This is a genomic window from Blautia sp. NSJ-175, from assembly GCF_022867815.1.
GTDB classification, from domain to species: Bacteria; Bacillota; Clostridia; order Lachnospirales; family Lachnospiraceae; genus Blautia; species Blautia celeris.
On sequence record NZ_JALIFQ010000015.1, the window covers coordinates 79,830 to 93,862 of the forward strand.

Consider the following 14,033-nt stretch of genomic DNA (forward strand, 5'->3'; position numbering starts at 1 on the left):
TCAAAAATTGTAAAGTGCCCCGCGATCAGCCTGCTGCGCCGAATGCCCATTTGTCCATGGTCTTTTCCAGACACCAGGGAAAATCTATCTTCTTGACAGACTGCCTGATTTTCACCGGACAAGTGAGAAATGTCTGGCCTCCCACCCGGTAAGTGATGGTTCCCACCTGCGTTCCCGCTTTGACCGGTGCTTTCAAAGTCTCTTTTCCCTCATAACTCACTTCAATTTCCTCATCCCGGCGCATCAGCATACCGAAGTCCTTAGCTGTCTCAGCCTCCACCTCAGTAAGGGCTGTATCTCCCAGGGTTTCACTCTGTCCGTTCTGAACCGGTATGGCTGCCGGTATATCGGGAAGTGCCGCGTCAGAAAAGGAACGGTAACTGTAATTTTCCAGCCCGTAATTCATAAGTTTTGTGGTATCCTTCCATTTGTAGGTCTTGTTATTCGGCCATCCGCATGCCAGAAGGGCAACAATGAATGTTCTGCCGTCCCTGGTGAGGGCACCTACATAGCAGTAACCGGCATTTGCCGTAAACCCGGTTTTTCCGGTGAGGGCACCCTCCATCATGTTCAGAAAAGCATTGTGGTTGTTGCAGGAAAAGCTCCGCTTTCCCTCCGCGTCCGAGAAACTGTAGGAGGCCGTCCTTGTCACGTTAAGAAATTCCTCCCTGCAGGGAGATTCTTTGATACAATACTTCATGATACGTGCCAGGTCTGCCGCTGTTGTGGAATGCACCTTCTGTTCCTCCCCCACTGTGACAGCGGCATCCAGGCCGTTGGGTGTGATAAAATAAGTATCCTCACACCCCAGTTCTCCGGCCTTGGCGTTCATCATATCCGCGAATCCCTCCACACTTCCTCCCAGATGTTCCGCGATCATCACAGCCGCATCATTGTGGCTCTCCAGCATCAGAGAATACAAAAGGTCTCCAAAACGGAAGGTTTCTCCCTCTGTCACTCCCAGATGTACTTTCGGCCTGGATGCCGCATAGGCGGATGCTGTCACAATATCCTCCGCGTTGCCCTTCTCCAAAGCCAGAATACAGGTCATGATCTTAGTGGTACTGGCCATGGGCCTTTTCTCAAACCCGTTTTTTTCATAGAGTATCCTTCCTGAGTCCGCATCCATAAGTACCGCTGAGGTGGCGTACAGGCTGCCAACACCCTGTCCATTTTCCTCTGCCCAGACGGTATCTCTATGTACCACGAAGCACCCGGTTATCACTGCGCATACCAAAATCCAGCTTATAATTTTTTTCATGCTTCCATCCCTGCACACAAAATTTCTTATACATTATATGCCTGTCCCGGGAGGATTATAACAAAAAGCTGTACCAAACCGGTCCGCCCCGGTTACAGTACAGCTTCCGTTCTTTGTCATGCAGCGCTGCGGCTGATTTTCTCTGTCTTTCCGAACAGGAAAAATCCGATGATAAACATCACCGCCAGCATTCCCACTCCTGTCCTTGAACTTCCGCTCAACTGTGTGGAAATGCCCATGAGCATGGTTCCCATGAACGCCGCTCCCTTTCCGAATATATCATAAAACCCGAAATACTCGCTGGAGTTTTCCTTGGGAATGATCCTTGCAAAATAAGATCTGGAAAGCGCCTGGATGGCCCCCTGAAATACAGCCACGCAGACTGCTAAGAACCAGAATTCCCATGCCCTGTCAAGCTGAAGGGCAAACAGTGCGATTCCCAAATATCCCAGTATACATACTTTGATCAGCTTCTCACTCTTAAATCTTGCCGAGAACTTTCCAAACAAAAGAGAACAGGGAAACGCTACAATCTGTGTCAGCAGCAGTGCCAGAAGAAGATGCGTGTCATCAATTCCCACGTCCTTTCCGTAGGAGGTAGCCAGGTCGATGATGGTGTAAACGCCGTCAATATAGAAGAAAAACGCGCCCAGAAAATAAAGCACCTTTTTGTCCTTATTGATCTTAAAGAGCACTTTTTTCAGTCTGGAAAAGCTCTCCTTTACCGGGCTGCCCTTTACCTCCACCCAATGCTTCTGATTATAATTTTTCAATAGGGGAATCGTGACTGCAAACCACCAGATCCCTGTGATCCCAAAAGAGATCATGGTTGCCGTAACGCCTGAGATACCCAGCTTCTCTGCAAAAAGTATGAGGAGCAGACAGGCGATAAAGGGAATACAGCTCCCGATATACCCCCACGCATAGCCATGGGAGGAAACCATGTCCATCCTCTCATCCACAGTCACATCTGCCAGCATGGAATCATAGAAGATCAGGCTCATACTATATGTGGTCTTGGCGATCACCAGTACCACCAGAAAAGCCAGCCATTCCTTGGGTATGGCAAGAGAAAGACACCCGACTACGCCGATCACAAAAAAAGTGGCGAACATGGGTTTCTTATACCCTTTTGTGTCCGCCAGGGTTCCGAACACCGGACCCATGAGCGCTACCAGGATGGTACACACAGACAGTGCATAGCTTAGATACGCTGTGGAATCCGCCAGGGAAATCCCCTCCGCTGTGGCTATATTCTTAAAATAAATGGGAATGATCGTGGTACACAGCATGACGAACGCTGAGTTCCCCACATCATACAGTACCCACTGTTTCTCCAGTTTGGTTAATCCCTTCATATGCCCCCCGTTCTTCTCAGCCGAAATTTCTGCCGAAGCGCTGCGACAGCCGCTCTTCCTTTACCATGCAGCCGTACAGATTTGTAAGTGCTTCCACCGCCTCATCCAATGCCTCTTCATACAGATGACGCAGTACATCTGTTGCCATATCACATCTTCTGTCCGGCTTTGCCGGTATGATATGGCCTCCCAGAGTGTCCCGGCATCCAAACAGCTTCATGATTCCCAGCAGTCCCTTTCTCTTCAGGCTGCTGCTGCAGACAAGGGCTCCGGTGTAAAATCTCATACCGTGAAGTGCTTTTGCCGCCTGCTTCACTGTGATCTTCCCAAAGGCCCTGCTTATGGTCCTGCAGCCCTCCATTGTGGGGAAGATATTTACGGCAGGTCTGTAGGTAAACGGGTCCTTTCCCTCACGCAGCATATAGTACCGGTCAAGCTCAGATTCAATCTCTGAATGGGACGCACCGGTTTCCTTTTCAAACCGCCGTACATAGGGATGGCAGGCGCTGTCCAAAATGTAGTGGCATCCAAATCCCAGCAGATAGGATAACATCTGCGCAGTCGGCTCCTCCTGGTATTTTACAACAGCCTGACAGAAAAATTCTGCGGCCTCTCTCTGGTGAACCTGGTGTCCCAGCCCGCTCACCCTGTTTTTCATCAGGGGCTGATAGTAAAACAAAATATCAGGTCCGTGCAGGCCGATCAGATACATACTTTTGGATTCCCTGATTGCCTCTTTTATCTCAGAAGGAAGTCTTTTATATACCTCCTTGCCGAAAATGTCATGTGTGTAAGTTGTTGGCATGTCTCTTTCCCCCGTTTATACATCCAGCTTAAGCTGAATTTCTTCTTCTGCTTCTGCCTTGAAATCTTCTATCTGTACCGGGTCCAGCTCCGGCAGCTCATCCAGCCCCTGAACCCCGAAGTTTCTTAAAAACTCCTCCGTGGTTCCAAAGAGCAGCGGCCTTCCCGGTGCGTCCAGACGGCCGACCTCCTGTACCAGATTATATTCCATGAGTTTGTTCACCGCATGGTCAGACTTGACACCGCGTATCTTCTCTATTTCAAGTTTTGTGACCGGCTGTTTATAGGCAATGATGGAGAGTGTCTCCAGCATAACGTCTGTCAGCACCGCCTTTTTCGGCTGCAGGGCAAGCTTGACCAGATAGTCATAATACTCTTCCTTTGTGCACATCTGATATGCATTTTCCAGCTCTATGATCTTGATTCCCCGGTCCCCGGCATTATATTTCAGCATCATATTCCGAATGATCTTTCTGGTGGTTTCCGTATCATGTCCTATAGCCTTGGCAATGGCGGAAACCTCTACGGATTCCCCCATAGCAAACAAAAGCGCCTCAACAGCGCCTTCCAGATGTTCAATTTCCATACGGGTCCCCTGCCTCCTTGCTCTCAATCTGAATATCGTCAAAAATATGCTCCTGCCTGATAGATATCTTTCCTGTCTTCATCAGCTCCAGGATCGCCAGAAATGTAACCACCACCTGGAATTTGCTGGCCTGTTTTCCCAGAAGGTCACGAAAGCTGAAACGCCGGTGTCTTCTGGCGTACTCCTCCACGTCGGTCATTTTCTCCGGAAGACTGACCTCCTCCTGCTCAATCTTGCCGAAATTGCTTCGGATGGGGTCCTTTTTATCCTCCTGGCGTTTTAATACATCCTGGAAAATTTTGTGAAGACGTCCCAGTGTCAGCCCGTCCAGAAGCTCGCTGGTATCCACAGGCTCCCTGTAGTCCTCCACTTCCCTTGGAAGGGTGGGGAGCTTATAGATACTTTTTGCCGCTTCTGCCATCCGGTCCCTGAGTTCATAGGACATATATTTATACATCTTATACTCCAGAAGCTGACGCACCAGTTCGTCTCTGGGATCTTCTTCCTCACCGTCCTCATTGACTTCTTTTGGGAGAAGCATCCTGCATTTGATAGAAATGAGGGTTGCCGCCATGACCATGAACTCGCTCATGATATTCAGATCTTCCCTCTCCATCTGGTGAATATACTCCATGTACTGATCCGTTATCTCCACAATGGGAATGTCGTAAATATTTACTTTATTCTTCTCGATCAGGTGTAAAAGCAGGTCTAAAGGCCCCTCAAACACCGGAAGCTTTACCGGGATTCCCATTTATTCTCATCCTTTCCATGGTATCGGGCATACCGCTTACGACATTCTACACTATTTTCAGTAAAAAGTCCAGAATATTCCTTGCATCATCTTCCCCGGTCTGGTCCGGACCGGCCAAACTGTCACCTCAGCTCTCTCATCCTCAAAACCTCATCCTGTCCGCATCTTTCTTTCCCGTATCTTGCCTTCTCATATATCTCATGGAATTCTTCCATCCCCTCGGCACCCGACAGCCCTGCTGTCTCCTCAATCTCCTCCGGGGCCAATGACACAGGGATGGTCTTTTTTGCAGTGCTCTCTATCTTCTTTTTATAATATCTGCGGATCATCTCATTTGCGGAGCGGGCAGAGAAAAGGCTGCCGCTTCTCTTTCTCTTTTTCAATCCCTCTTTCCGGTCTCCCTTCACGGGGGAAAGAAACTCCACGCGGTCCCCGTCCGTAAGAACGGTTTCATGGTATTTTTTATATAAATCATAAAGGATACGGCAGACAAGATAAACAACTGCTGCCAGAAACAGTAAAACAAACACTTTTTCCAGTATTTGAAAAAGCGCCTGCCAGAAAGGGGAAGCCTCCTTAAATTCTCCCGGAAAAAACGGCATCTGTTCCGCCATCTCCGGCTCCTCCTGGATCAGCTCCTCCGCCCCGCCAAGACCTGCCAGAAGTCTCCGAAGCAGACGTACCAGCAGGTGCCCAATTCTTTGTAAGACCTTGTCAAAGCCGGACATGGGCAGAAATATCATTCCCGCAGTGACAAGAACACAGAAACCGCCCAGGGCGATCCTGTTCCCCTCCGCGATTCTGTTTTTCGGGAATCTGTGGAGCTTCTCATTCTGTGCATACAGCTTCAGAAGGGAGCGCCGGTTTTCCGAAAGAATGGTGAGCAGCCAATAAGCCCCTGTGAAAAGACAGATGACCGTTCCCAGAGTGCTCTTATGGTATGCCAGTGTATAGATATAGATACCTGCAAAAATCAGAAGCCCCGCGTAGGAAGGCCGCACAAGAAGGCTCTCTCCGCTTCCCGCCCGCTCAAAGAAGTACAGAAGCACAAGAAGAGCTCCGCAGACCATGAACGCTGCTCTCTCCCACACCGTTTGAGAGGCAGTATACAGAACTGCCAGGCTTACTGCACCTGACACTGCAAAAAGAAGCAGACTCTGAAAGCGGCGCTGTATCCAGTATAAGAGCAGTATGGGGACAAACAGCAGCAGGCTTTTCATCATCTGAATCGGCGTGATATCCCCGCCGAAAGACAGGATCAAAAGTGCCAGACTGTCCGTCAGAAGAAATGTATGAAAAAAGCGGTATACAACCAGCAGATCTATTTTCATCTCGGCACCTCCCAGCGTATGATCTCCATGTGGGGCGAGCACGGAAGCTTCCACTCCATATCCTTGTACAGGGTGGAAATCCACAGGGCGCTGCCCCCGGCCTTCGCAAGTGTTTCCATCTCTGTAAAAAGAGGCTGGCCCTGATTTTTGGAAATAAGAACAGGGATACCCCGGCCTTCTGACAAAAGACGGCGCTGCGCACTTAAAAGTTCGGGAAACTTTCCGGCGGGAAGGTCCAGATCCAGTCTTGCCAGATTCTGATACAGTTTTACAAGCTGTCCTCTTCCCGTGCCGGGCAAAACGGCGATGGGTGCCTCTGTGATGTGATCCCTGCCGTTGGTGACAAGGCCTGTGGCAATGCCTCTCTGCAGAAGCTGTTCTGCTAAGGAGACGGCCAGGGAAATGCCTGCCTCGTGGATCTCTTCGTATTTCCATATGGTCTCATCCTCCACATCCAGATAGATGAGGACCTGGGCACTGGATGTGGAATCCAGCAGATTTACCATAAGACCGCCTTCTTTTGCGGAGGCCTTCCAGTTGATTTTATTCATAGGGTCCCCCGGCTGGTATTCCCGCAGGCCGCGGAAGGAAAAAGGGTCCTCATACATCCGCTGCCGTACCAAGACCTGTCCCATAAGCTTTTTAAAGGGAATTTCCATGCGGGAGACGGGAATCGTTCTCGGATATACATACAGATGGGTGGAAAGAGGCATGGTCCGATACATCTCACGGTTCATAAGAAGGCCTCTTGTGAGAATCTCTGCCTGCTCAATCTCGTAGTATCCCCTTTTCCTTGCCAGAAATGTGATTTCCCGCTCTATTTTCTGGTAAAACAGTACGGAGAAGATATCTCTTTTATAGGTATAGTCGGAGATACTGGTATTTTCCTCCTCCTCAAAGAAGAGGTTTCTATGTACCCGAAAGGCTGCCTGCAGCATGGGAAGAAGGAGCCATTTTCTGTTTTCAATGGTTTCCGTCAGGTATGCCTTCTCCCCTTCGTGGACGGGCTGTTCCTGGAATTTTACATTTACCTCCAGATGCCTGTCCCAATTCTTTCGGTAGAACCACTCCGCCAAAAACTGCAGCAGGACGGCTCCCAGCAAAAGCAAAAAAATTGTCATGTTTTTCTCTTCCACTCCTCTGTGGGTACAGGGACCTGATTCAGGATCCGCTGAATTGCCTGGCTGCCGCTCTCCTCCTGTCCGTATCCGGAGGTCATGATCATTCTGTGGGCCAGAATGGGAACCGCCACGGTTTTTATATCCTCCGGCACCACATAATCCCTGCCCTTTACATAGGCATAAGCTTTCGCGCCGTTAAAAAGAGCCAGGGTACCCCTTGGACTTACACCTGCGATCACATCTCCTGCTGTTCGGGTGGCCTGCACCACCTCCACCAGATAGGACTTCAGATCCGGGTGCACATATACCTTTTTGTATGCCTCTCTTGCATTTAGAAGTTCTTCCTTTGTACACACACAGGAAAGCTCAAAAAGAGGCTGTCTGTCCTCAAAACGGTCCAGGATGGCCAGCTCCTCCTCCTTGTCCGGCAGCCCCATGGAAAGGCGCATAAAAAAACGGTCCATCTGCGCTTCCGGAAGCGGAAATGTGCCTGTGGTCTCCACCGGATTCTGAGTGGCAATGACAAAAAAAGGCTCCTGAAGTGTCCTGGTTTCCCCGTCAATGGTAATCTGGTGCTCCTCCATACACTCCAGAAGGCTTGACTGAGTCCTCGGCGTGGCACGGTTGATCTCATCAGCCAGCAGAATGTTGCAGAAAGCAGGTCCTTCTTTGAATAGAAACTCCCCTGCCTTCTGGTTATAATAGTTTAGCCCCGTCACATCAGAGGGCAGCAGATCCGGCGTAAACTGAATGCGGGAGAATTTCCCGTCCATGGAGCGGGCCAGGGATTTCGCCATCATCGTCTTGCCTGTTCCGGGCACGTCCTCCAAAAGGACATGGCCTCCGGCAGTCAGGGCAGTGAGAAGAAGCTCCAGCACCTTTTCTTTTCCCACAATCACCTTCCCCACATTTTCACGTATTTTTACCATACCGTTTTTCTCTTCCATTTCACACCTCTTTCGGCAGACATTCCAGCACCACCAGTTCTCTCGGATTGTTGATCCGAAGAGGCAGTGTGTGCTCACCCAGTCCCGCACCTGTAATCATGATCTGTTCCTTTCCTGTTACTCTTTGTCTTCTTCCCGCCCTTTTTGCAGGCGTATTGTCTTTCTTTCTGTATTCCCCGTAAGCATAGCGGGGAAACAGACGAAAATCAGGGCTGATAACACTGCCTAAAAACGGAAGCCGCATGATTCCCCCGTGGTAATGCCCGGACAGAATCAAATCCGCCCCCCATGCAAAATAGTCATCCCCAAACCTGGGTGTATGGGCAAGCAGGATCTCATATACATCTTTGTCGGGCCTTCCGATCAGCCCTTCCAGTTCTTTTCTTCCCGGTCCCTTCTGAGGCCCTCTGTTATAATATTCAATAGGCAGATCCAGCCCGGTCACCGCCACGGTTTCCCCCTTTATCTGCCAAACGACACGCTCATTTTCCAGATAGGAGACACCCATCTGTTTCATTTTCTTCTCAAACGCAGAGAATCGGCCCCCGTATTCCTCTGTGAATAATTTCATCCGCTGCTCGTGATTGCCCGGCCCGTATAATACGGGTGCCAGTTTAACGGCCTCGCTTAAAAATGCCGCAGCCGGTTTCAGGGACGCGTCTTCTTTTCCCAGCACCAGGTCTCCGGCTATCAATATGGCATCCGGGTTAAGAGCCCTGATCTTTTCAAAAACCGGCTCATTTCTTTCCCCGAACATCACATTGTGGAGGTCACTAATCATCACGAATCTCAGCGGATGTCTTTTTATCTTATCTGTTGTTATCCTGTAAGTAGTCGTCACAAATTTCTTCACAAATATTCCCTGCTCTTCTCTCTTTTCTCTCTATTTTACCCCATAAAGAGAAAAAAGAAAAGTAAGACTATCTGCTTTTTTTGAAACTGCTGCCGAAAACCTTTTCCTGCTGCTTCATAACCAGACGGTACATGAAAAGCAGCAGCACACCTGCAAATACCCAGGCAACCGGACTTGCCAGGCAGGCAAGCAGGTAGCTCCTGTTCAGCCCTGCCGCCAGAGCCACGATACCGCGGCCAAAAAGCTCCGCCACGCCTGCCATCATGGGCAGTATACCATATCCCATGCCCTGAATGCCGTTTCGGTATACATTTACAATATTCAGGGCAATGAAAAACAGGGAGGCGCATTTCAGGTAGATATCCACCTGCCCCATCAGTGTCTGCACATCGCTTGACACAAAGAGATAGGTCAAGTACTTTCCAAAGAAAGCGGTCAGAAGTCCAAACACCAGGGAGTAAACCACACCCATCCAGGTAGATGCCCGGAAGCCCATACGGATCCTGTCAATTCTGCCTGCACCCATGTTCTGGGCACAGTAGGTTGCCATGGTGGTTCCCAAAGCCACATAAGCCTGTGTGGCAATCTGCTCCACCTTGCTGGCCGCTGTAAAGGCAGCTACAGCCATGGAGCCCAGCATATTCAGCGCGGACTGCACCATCATAGTACCAATGGCGGTGATGGAAAACTGGAGCGCCATGGGAATGCCGATTCCCACCTGCATCTTCACAATATGGGCTGACAGACGAAAATCCTCCTCCTGAAGCCGCAGTTCCGGCATTTTCTTCGCTATATACACCAAGCAGAGAACACCGGAAACACCCTGGGAGATCACAGTGGCATAGGCCGCACCCGCTGCTCCCCAATGAAATACAATGATAAACAGCAGGTCCAGCACCACATTCAGCAGTGCCGACAAGATCAGAAAATACAGCGGCACCTGGCTGTTTCCCAGCGCCCTCAAGACACTTGCCAGCAGATTATACAGCACCGTGGCAAATATACCGCCGCAGATGATCATAATATACCGGTACGCATCACCGAAAATATCCTCCGGAGTATGCATAAATTCCAGCAGCCCATGCATTCCCAGCATACTCACCAGAGTCATGACAATAGTAACGATCAGGGACAGCACGGCTGCCGACCCCACGGTCCGTCTCATATTCTTCATATCCCCCGCACCGTATCTCTGGGCAGTCAGTACCGTAAATCCCGCGGTCAGTCCCAGCATAAAACCTATGATCAAAAAGTTAATGGTACCCACACTACCCACGGCTGCCAGTGCTTTTGTACCCACGAATTTTCCTACGATGATGGTGTCCACCATACTGTAAAACTGCTGAAAAATATTTCCGATAAATACCGGAATTGTAAATCCTACAATCGCTTTTGCCGGGCTGCCGGCCGTCATATCTTTCTGCATGCCTCTCCTCATTCTCTCTGTAAACAATGTGTCCGCCGGCAGGCAAAAAGGCGCAGGCTCTGCCTTCTTCCTGCCATCAAGTCATTTTTTCACGAAAAAGGAAGGTGCCAGCGGGCACCCTCCGTCTTTTTGTTACCGGGCTATTATAATGCAAACATTTCTATCCTGCAATACCCTAATTTTATTTTTTCAGAAAAATGTTTTGAATACTTTTTTCACATAGTCCATGTAGCCGGCCTTCTCCACTTTTTCACTAAAAAGCAGATTCACACTGCCTATTTTCTTCCCGTTCAGATAATAATCCGCGGTCCCGGCTTTACTGCCTTTCTTCACCGGGGCATCTGTGCTCTTCTTCAGGTTAATTTTCTTCTGCACATTATCAAGAGCCTCCCCTTTTGTATCCAGATAACGGAAATCCCCTTCATAGGATACAGACGCCTTATCCTGAATGGCTCCCTTCACCGGAACCTTCGGCAGGCTGTCTTTGTTTTCATCCACATAAAGGTTACAGGCGCCAAAACCCAGATTCAGCATCGCCGCAGCATCTTTAAACCGTACTTTATAGTCAGGTGCTGTCATCACCACGCTTATCAGAGTAATCCCGTTTCTCTTTGCCACCTCGGAGACGCAGTATTTTGCCAGGCTGGTACTCCCTGTCTTTAAGCCCACACAGCCGTCATAGCTTCGCAGCAGCTTGTTTGTATTGGTAAGGCCGAACTCACTGCTCCCCTTTGCCGTGTTATGGGTGATATTTTCCATCCAGATAGAGGAAAAATCCAGAACCTTGGGATATTTTGTCACCAGCTCCCTGGACATAAGGGCTACGTCATATGCGGTGGTATAATGGTTGGTGGACTCCGTCAGTCCGCAGCAGTCCTCAAAATGAGTTCCTGTCATGTTAAGTCCTGCTGCCCTCTCATTCATACGTTTGACAAACTCCGCTTCGCTTCCGGCTATATGTTCCGCCATGGCGACGCTGGCATCATTTCCGGAGGCAATGACAATACACTTGATCATGGTCTCCACTGTCTGCTTCTCGCCCTCCTCCAGATAGACCTGGGAACCGCCCATGGACTTGGCGTAGGCACTTGTAGTCACTTCATCCTCCATATGTAGGGTGCCCTTGGCAATCTCGTCAAATATCAGCACCAGGGTCATGATTTTCGTAATACTTGCCGGGTAGACCTTGGTGTCTTTGTCCTTCTCGTAGATTATGGTCCCTGTGGAAGCCTCCATCAGAACCCCATGAGGTGCGGTGATCAAATCCTCCCCCTCCGCGTGCACCGTAACCGGCAGGGCTATATTGACAATAAGGGAAAATAAGACCAGAAAAACAGATGCTTTCCGAAACATACCGCTCTCCCGTAGAAATGCTCTTATAGAATTGTATTACACCGGGATAAAAAATAGAATACGGAAAGCCTCTTTCTCATTATCGCTGCTATCTTCAGGAAATCCATGTAAAATTCAGCTTGTATGCCCCTGCTCCCTTCTTAAAAGAAGCTTTACAGTCATCATATCCATTTGCCCCAAGACCGGAACTCCATTTTTTAGCTGAAAAAGTAAAACTGTTTTTTCTGTTTCTTACTGTCCTTATTTTAATCAATATTCCCTCCGGAAAATATGAACCATCTTCACTTAACAGCCCTTGTTCCATCAAATCCTCCTCCGCTACAAGAATCACATTCGGATTCGGACACTTCACAGTTCCCGGGCTGCCGATACTGTCTTTTTGCCAGGTCTCAAGAAGTGGCTCAAGCAAATACCGGATTGCCTCTTTTTCACTGTCAGAAAGATTTCTCACCTGAGTCAAGTCCAGGGCCATAACCCGCATTCCATCGTTTAGGGCGGAATCTCTGCCATAAATCTCCTCTATTATATCCAGATACAAACCTATGTAATCATTCCCCTGTTCCAGAACATGAATTTCCTGCGCACCACTGATCAGCAAGGGATAACACTCCATAACCGTACTGCCTTCCTGAAGTGACAATCGAATATACATTCCGGGTTTCAGTGTATCTGCTTTTATTTCTTGTTTATTTTGACTATATATTTTGACATTTTTTATTTCTGCTTCCATGAGTCCTTCGTTCACATCTCCCTCGTGTAATAAAAGAATCGAAGTATCACGGACTTCTATAATCTTTCCGGTAATTGTATTCTCATCCTCTTCCTCTCCTTGGAAATACCCATTCCGTTTTTGTTCGCTGGCAGATAAAAATAATATGCATAATAGCAGCAGACTCCCCAATATAACAAATATTTTTCCTGTTTTCCTTACTCTCATTTAACAATTCCCCCTTTTTCAACAGTAAAATGCTCTATGCTAATATAACTGTGTCAATCAAAGACCGAAATGTTGCATCATCTTCTCTTCTCGTTTTATTTATATAAGGCGGCTTATAAAAAGCGCCTTAAAATGCAAAGTCAAATTTTCAATCCCATGCACTTTTTATTTGATGGAGATGAGATAGATGATATATTATTTTCTAAAGTAGACATGCATAGAGCCACATGATACAATAACAAATAAAAAGCCTGGAGAAGGACATGTAATTATTATTTTCTAAAACAGCAGAGAGGAATCCTATGATTTATGAACTAAAAAAAGAGCGATTTGGCAGTATAAAAGATATAGTCCACAAACAATGGGACAATATCGAAATAATGGCTGTATTAAGCGGTATAAATACGGGATGGGTGTTTGTAGATTCATTGGAAACCCCCGCCACTGCACTTTTATGGTCTAAAGGAATTGAAGGGTTTTATTTTATTGGCAATCCAGATAATCATACATTCAATGCCGAAATAATAGAATTTATTATTAATCACCTGAGATTCCGTATAATACAAAGCGGACTGAATCATTTTGAATTTAGCGGCGATTGTATTATGTGGGATTCCGTGCTGGAAAAAATCTTTAATTTCAAAGAACTAATCAAATCCAGACAATGCGTCTATCAGTTAGATTTTGACAAATGGAAATACCATAAAACAAACGGGCTGTGTAAAGATACTGATATACGAAAAATAGATTTGAATTTAATACAATCAGCAGAGATACTTAATCCGGAATTTATTGAATCAGAGATTTTGCGCTGGTGGGATTCATTAGATTATTTTTTTGAACAGGCTTTTGGATTTTGTGTTATAGAAAATAAAAAGATTGTAAGTTATTGTATCACCAATTTTGTATATCAGAATACTTATACCATAGGAATTGAAACCTTAGAACATCACAGAAGAAGAGGGTTTTCACAAATGGCTACAGAATCATTTGTTTCTAAATTATTAGAAGATGGCTGCGAGCCTTATTGGGATTGTATGTTTACTAATACCGCTTCAAGGTCACTGGCAGAAAAACTGGGATTTTATCTGGACCATACATATTCATTATACAGACTCCCCTTATGATCCTAGAGAAGGCAATCTGGAATCCTTTTCCTGATAAAATCTAACCGAAAATCTGCCCGTGCTGATATATACCTTACTATATATACTATCAGGAAATAGTGAAACAATGTTTACATAGACTTCACACTAATACATATGGTATAATACATACACTATAAAGCAGGGAGGTTAATAC

The 14,033-nt window shown here is 47.5% G+C and carries 13 protein-coding genes; 1 reads left to right on the forward strand and 12 read right to left on the reverse strand.

The window, feature by feature from the left end:
- Positions 1–25: 25 nt before the first annotated feature.
- The 12 genes from MUB35_RS20900 to MUB35_RS20955 form a co-directional block, all read right to left on the reverse strand.
- Positions 26–1,261, reverse strand: a complete 1,236-nt coding sequence (locus MUB35_RS20900; protein ID WP_033141784.1) for a D-alanyl-D-alanine carboxypeptidase family protein — start codon at positions 1,259–1,261, stop codon at positions 26–28.
- 116 nt (positions 1,262–1,377) lie between these two features.
- Positions 1,378–2,619, reverse strand: coding sequence for an MFS transporter (locus MUB35_RS20905; protein ID WP_033141785.1), 1,242 nt, complete (start codon positions 2,617–2,619; stop codon positions 1,378–1,380).
- A 16-nt stretch (positions 2,620–2,635) separates the two neighbouring features.
- Complete coding sequence (locus MUB35_RS20910) at positions 2,636–3,424, reverse strand: zinc dependent phospholipase C family protein (RefSeq protein ID WP_103731098.1); 789 nt, start codon at positions 3,422–3,424, stop codon at positions 2,636–2,638.
- A 15-nt stretch (positions 3,425–3,439) separates the two neighbouring features.
- Positions 3,440–4,009: an SMC-Scp complex subunit ScpB gene (scpB, locus tag MUB35_RS20915; protein WP_033141786.1), complete on the reverse strand. Its 570-nt coding sequence runs from the start codon at positions 4,007–4,009 to the stop codon at positions 3,440–3,442.
- Positions 3,999–4,763: a segregation and condensation protein A gene (locus MUB35_RS20920; RefSeq protein ID WP_033141787.1), complete on the reverse strand. Its 765-nt coding sequence runs from the start codon at positions 4,761–4,763 to the stop codon at positions 3,999–4,001. The genes scpB and MUB35_RS20920 overlap by 11 nt, the downstream gene beginning before the upstream one ends.
- 122 nt (positions 4,764–4,885) lie before the next feature.
- Entirely contained in the window at positions 4,886–6,094 is a 1,209-nt protein-coding gene (locus tag MUB35_RS20925; protein ID WP_103731099.1) for a hypothetical protein, read from the reverse strand.
- Positions 6,091–7,215 carry a DUF58 domain-containing protein gene (locus MUB35_RS20930; RefSeq protein ID WP_033141789.1) on the reverse strand — a complete coding sequence of 375 codons (1,125 nt, stop codon included), beginning with the start codon at positions 7,213–7,215 and terminating at the stop codon, positions 6,091–6,093. Before MUB35_RS20930 ends, MUB35_RS20925 begins: the two co-directional genes overlap by 4 nt.
- The gene (locus MUB35_RS20935; protein ID WP_033141790.1) at positions 7,212–8,162 is read right to left on the reverse strand and encodes an AAA family ATPase; all 951 of its coding nucleotides are present in this window, start codon (positions 8,160–8,162) and stop codon (positions 7,212–7,214) included. Before MUB35_RS20935 ends, MUB35_RS20930 begins: the two co-directional genes overlap by 4 nt.
- A gap of 1 nt (position 8,163) precedes the next feature.
- Positions 8,164–9,015 (reverse strand): metallophosphoesterase, encoded by an 852-nt coding sequence (locus MUB35_RS20940; RefSeq protein ID WP_033141791.1) that lies wholly within the window; start codon positions 9,013–9,015, stop codon positions 8,164–8,166.
- Positions 9,016–9,082: 67 nt separating this feature from the next.
- Positions 9,083–10,441 carry an MATE family efflux transporter gene (locus MUB35_RS20945; RefSeq protein WP_103731100.1) on the reverse strand — a complete coding sequence of 453 codons (1,359 nt, stop codon included), beginning with the start codon at positions 10,439–10,441 and terminating at the stop codon, positions 9,083–9,085.
- A gap of 189 nt (positions 10,442–10,630) precedes the next feature.
- Positions 10,631–11,794: a D-alanyl-D-alanine carboxypeptidase family protein gene (locus tag MUB35_RS20950; RefSeq protein ID WP_033141793.1), complete on the reverse strand. Its 1,164-nt coding sequence runs from the start codon at positions 11,792–11,794 to the stop codon at positions 10,631–10,633.
- Between the two features lie 94 nt (positions 11,795–11,888).
- Positions 11,889–12,731 carry a hypothetical protein gene (locus tag MUB35_RS20955; protein WP_118593993.1) on the reverse strand — a complete coding sequence of 281 codons (843 nt, stop codon included), beginning with the start codon at positions 12,729–12,731 and terminating at the stop codon, positions 11,889–11,891.
- Positions 12,732–13,033: 302 nt separating this feature from the next.
- Here MUB35_RS20955 and MUB35_RS20960 point away from each other — a divergent pair, with 302 nt between their 5' ends.
- Positions 13,034–13,858 (forward strand): GNAT family N-acetyltransferase, encoded by an 825-nt coding sequence (locus MUB35_RS20960; RefSeq protein ID WP_103732957.1) that lies wholly within the window; start codon positions 13,034–13,036, stop codon positions 13,856–13,858.
- Positions 13,859–14,033: the final 175 nt, after the last annotated feature.

Coding starts and splice junctions, on each gene's coding strand:
- MUB35_RS20955 (WP_118593993.1), bottom strand. CDS start 12,731: ATGAGAGTAAGGAAAACAGGAAAAATATTTGTTATATTGGGGAGTCTG.
- MUB35_RS20905 (WP_033141785.1), bottom strand. CDS start 2,619: ATGAAGGGATTAACCAAACTGGAGAAACAGTGGGTACTGTATGATGTG.
- MUB35_RS20920 (WP_033141787.1), bottom strand. CDS start 4,763: ATGGGAATCCCGGTAAAGCTTCCGGTGTTTGAGGGGCCTTTAGACCTG.
- MUB35_RS20960 (WP_103732957.1), top strand. CDS start 13,034: ATGATTTATGAACTAAAAAAAGAGCGATTTGGCAGTATAAAAGATATA.
- MUB35_RS20910 (WP_103731098.1), bottom strand. CDS start 3,424: ATGCCAACAACTTACACACATGACATTTTCGGCAAGGAGGTATATAAA.
- MUB35_RS20930 (WP_033141789.1), bottom strand. CDS start 7,215: ATGACAATTTTTTTGCTTTTGCTGGGAGCCGTCCTGCTGCAGTTTTTG.
- MUB35_RS20900 (WP_033141784.1), bottom strand. CDS start 1,261: ATGAAAAAAATTATAAGCTGGATTTTGGTATGCGCAGTGATAACCGGG.
- MUB35_RS20950 (WP_033141793.1), bottom strand. CDS start 11,794: ATGTTTCGGAAAGCATCTGTTTTTCTGGTCTTATTTTCCCTTATTGTC.
- MUB35_RS20945 (WP_103731100.1), bottom strand. CDS start 10,441: ATGCAGAAAGATATGACGGCCGGCAGCCCGGCAAAAGCGATTGTAGGA.
- MUB35_RS20935 (WP_033141790.1), bottom strand. CDS start 8,162: ATGGAAGAGAAAAACGGTATGGTAAAAATACGTGAAAATGTGGGGAAG.
- MUB35_RS20925 (WP_103731099.1), bottom strand. CDS start 6,094: ATGAAAATAGATCTGCTGGTTGTATACCGCTTTTTTCATACATTTCTT.
- scpB (WP_033141786.1), bottom strand. CDS start 4,009: ATGGAAATTGAACATCTGGAAGGCGCTGTTGAGGCGCTTTTGTTTGCT.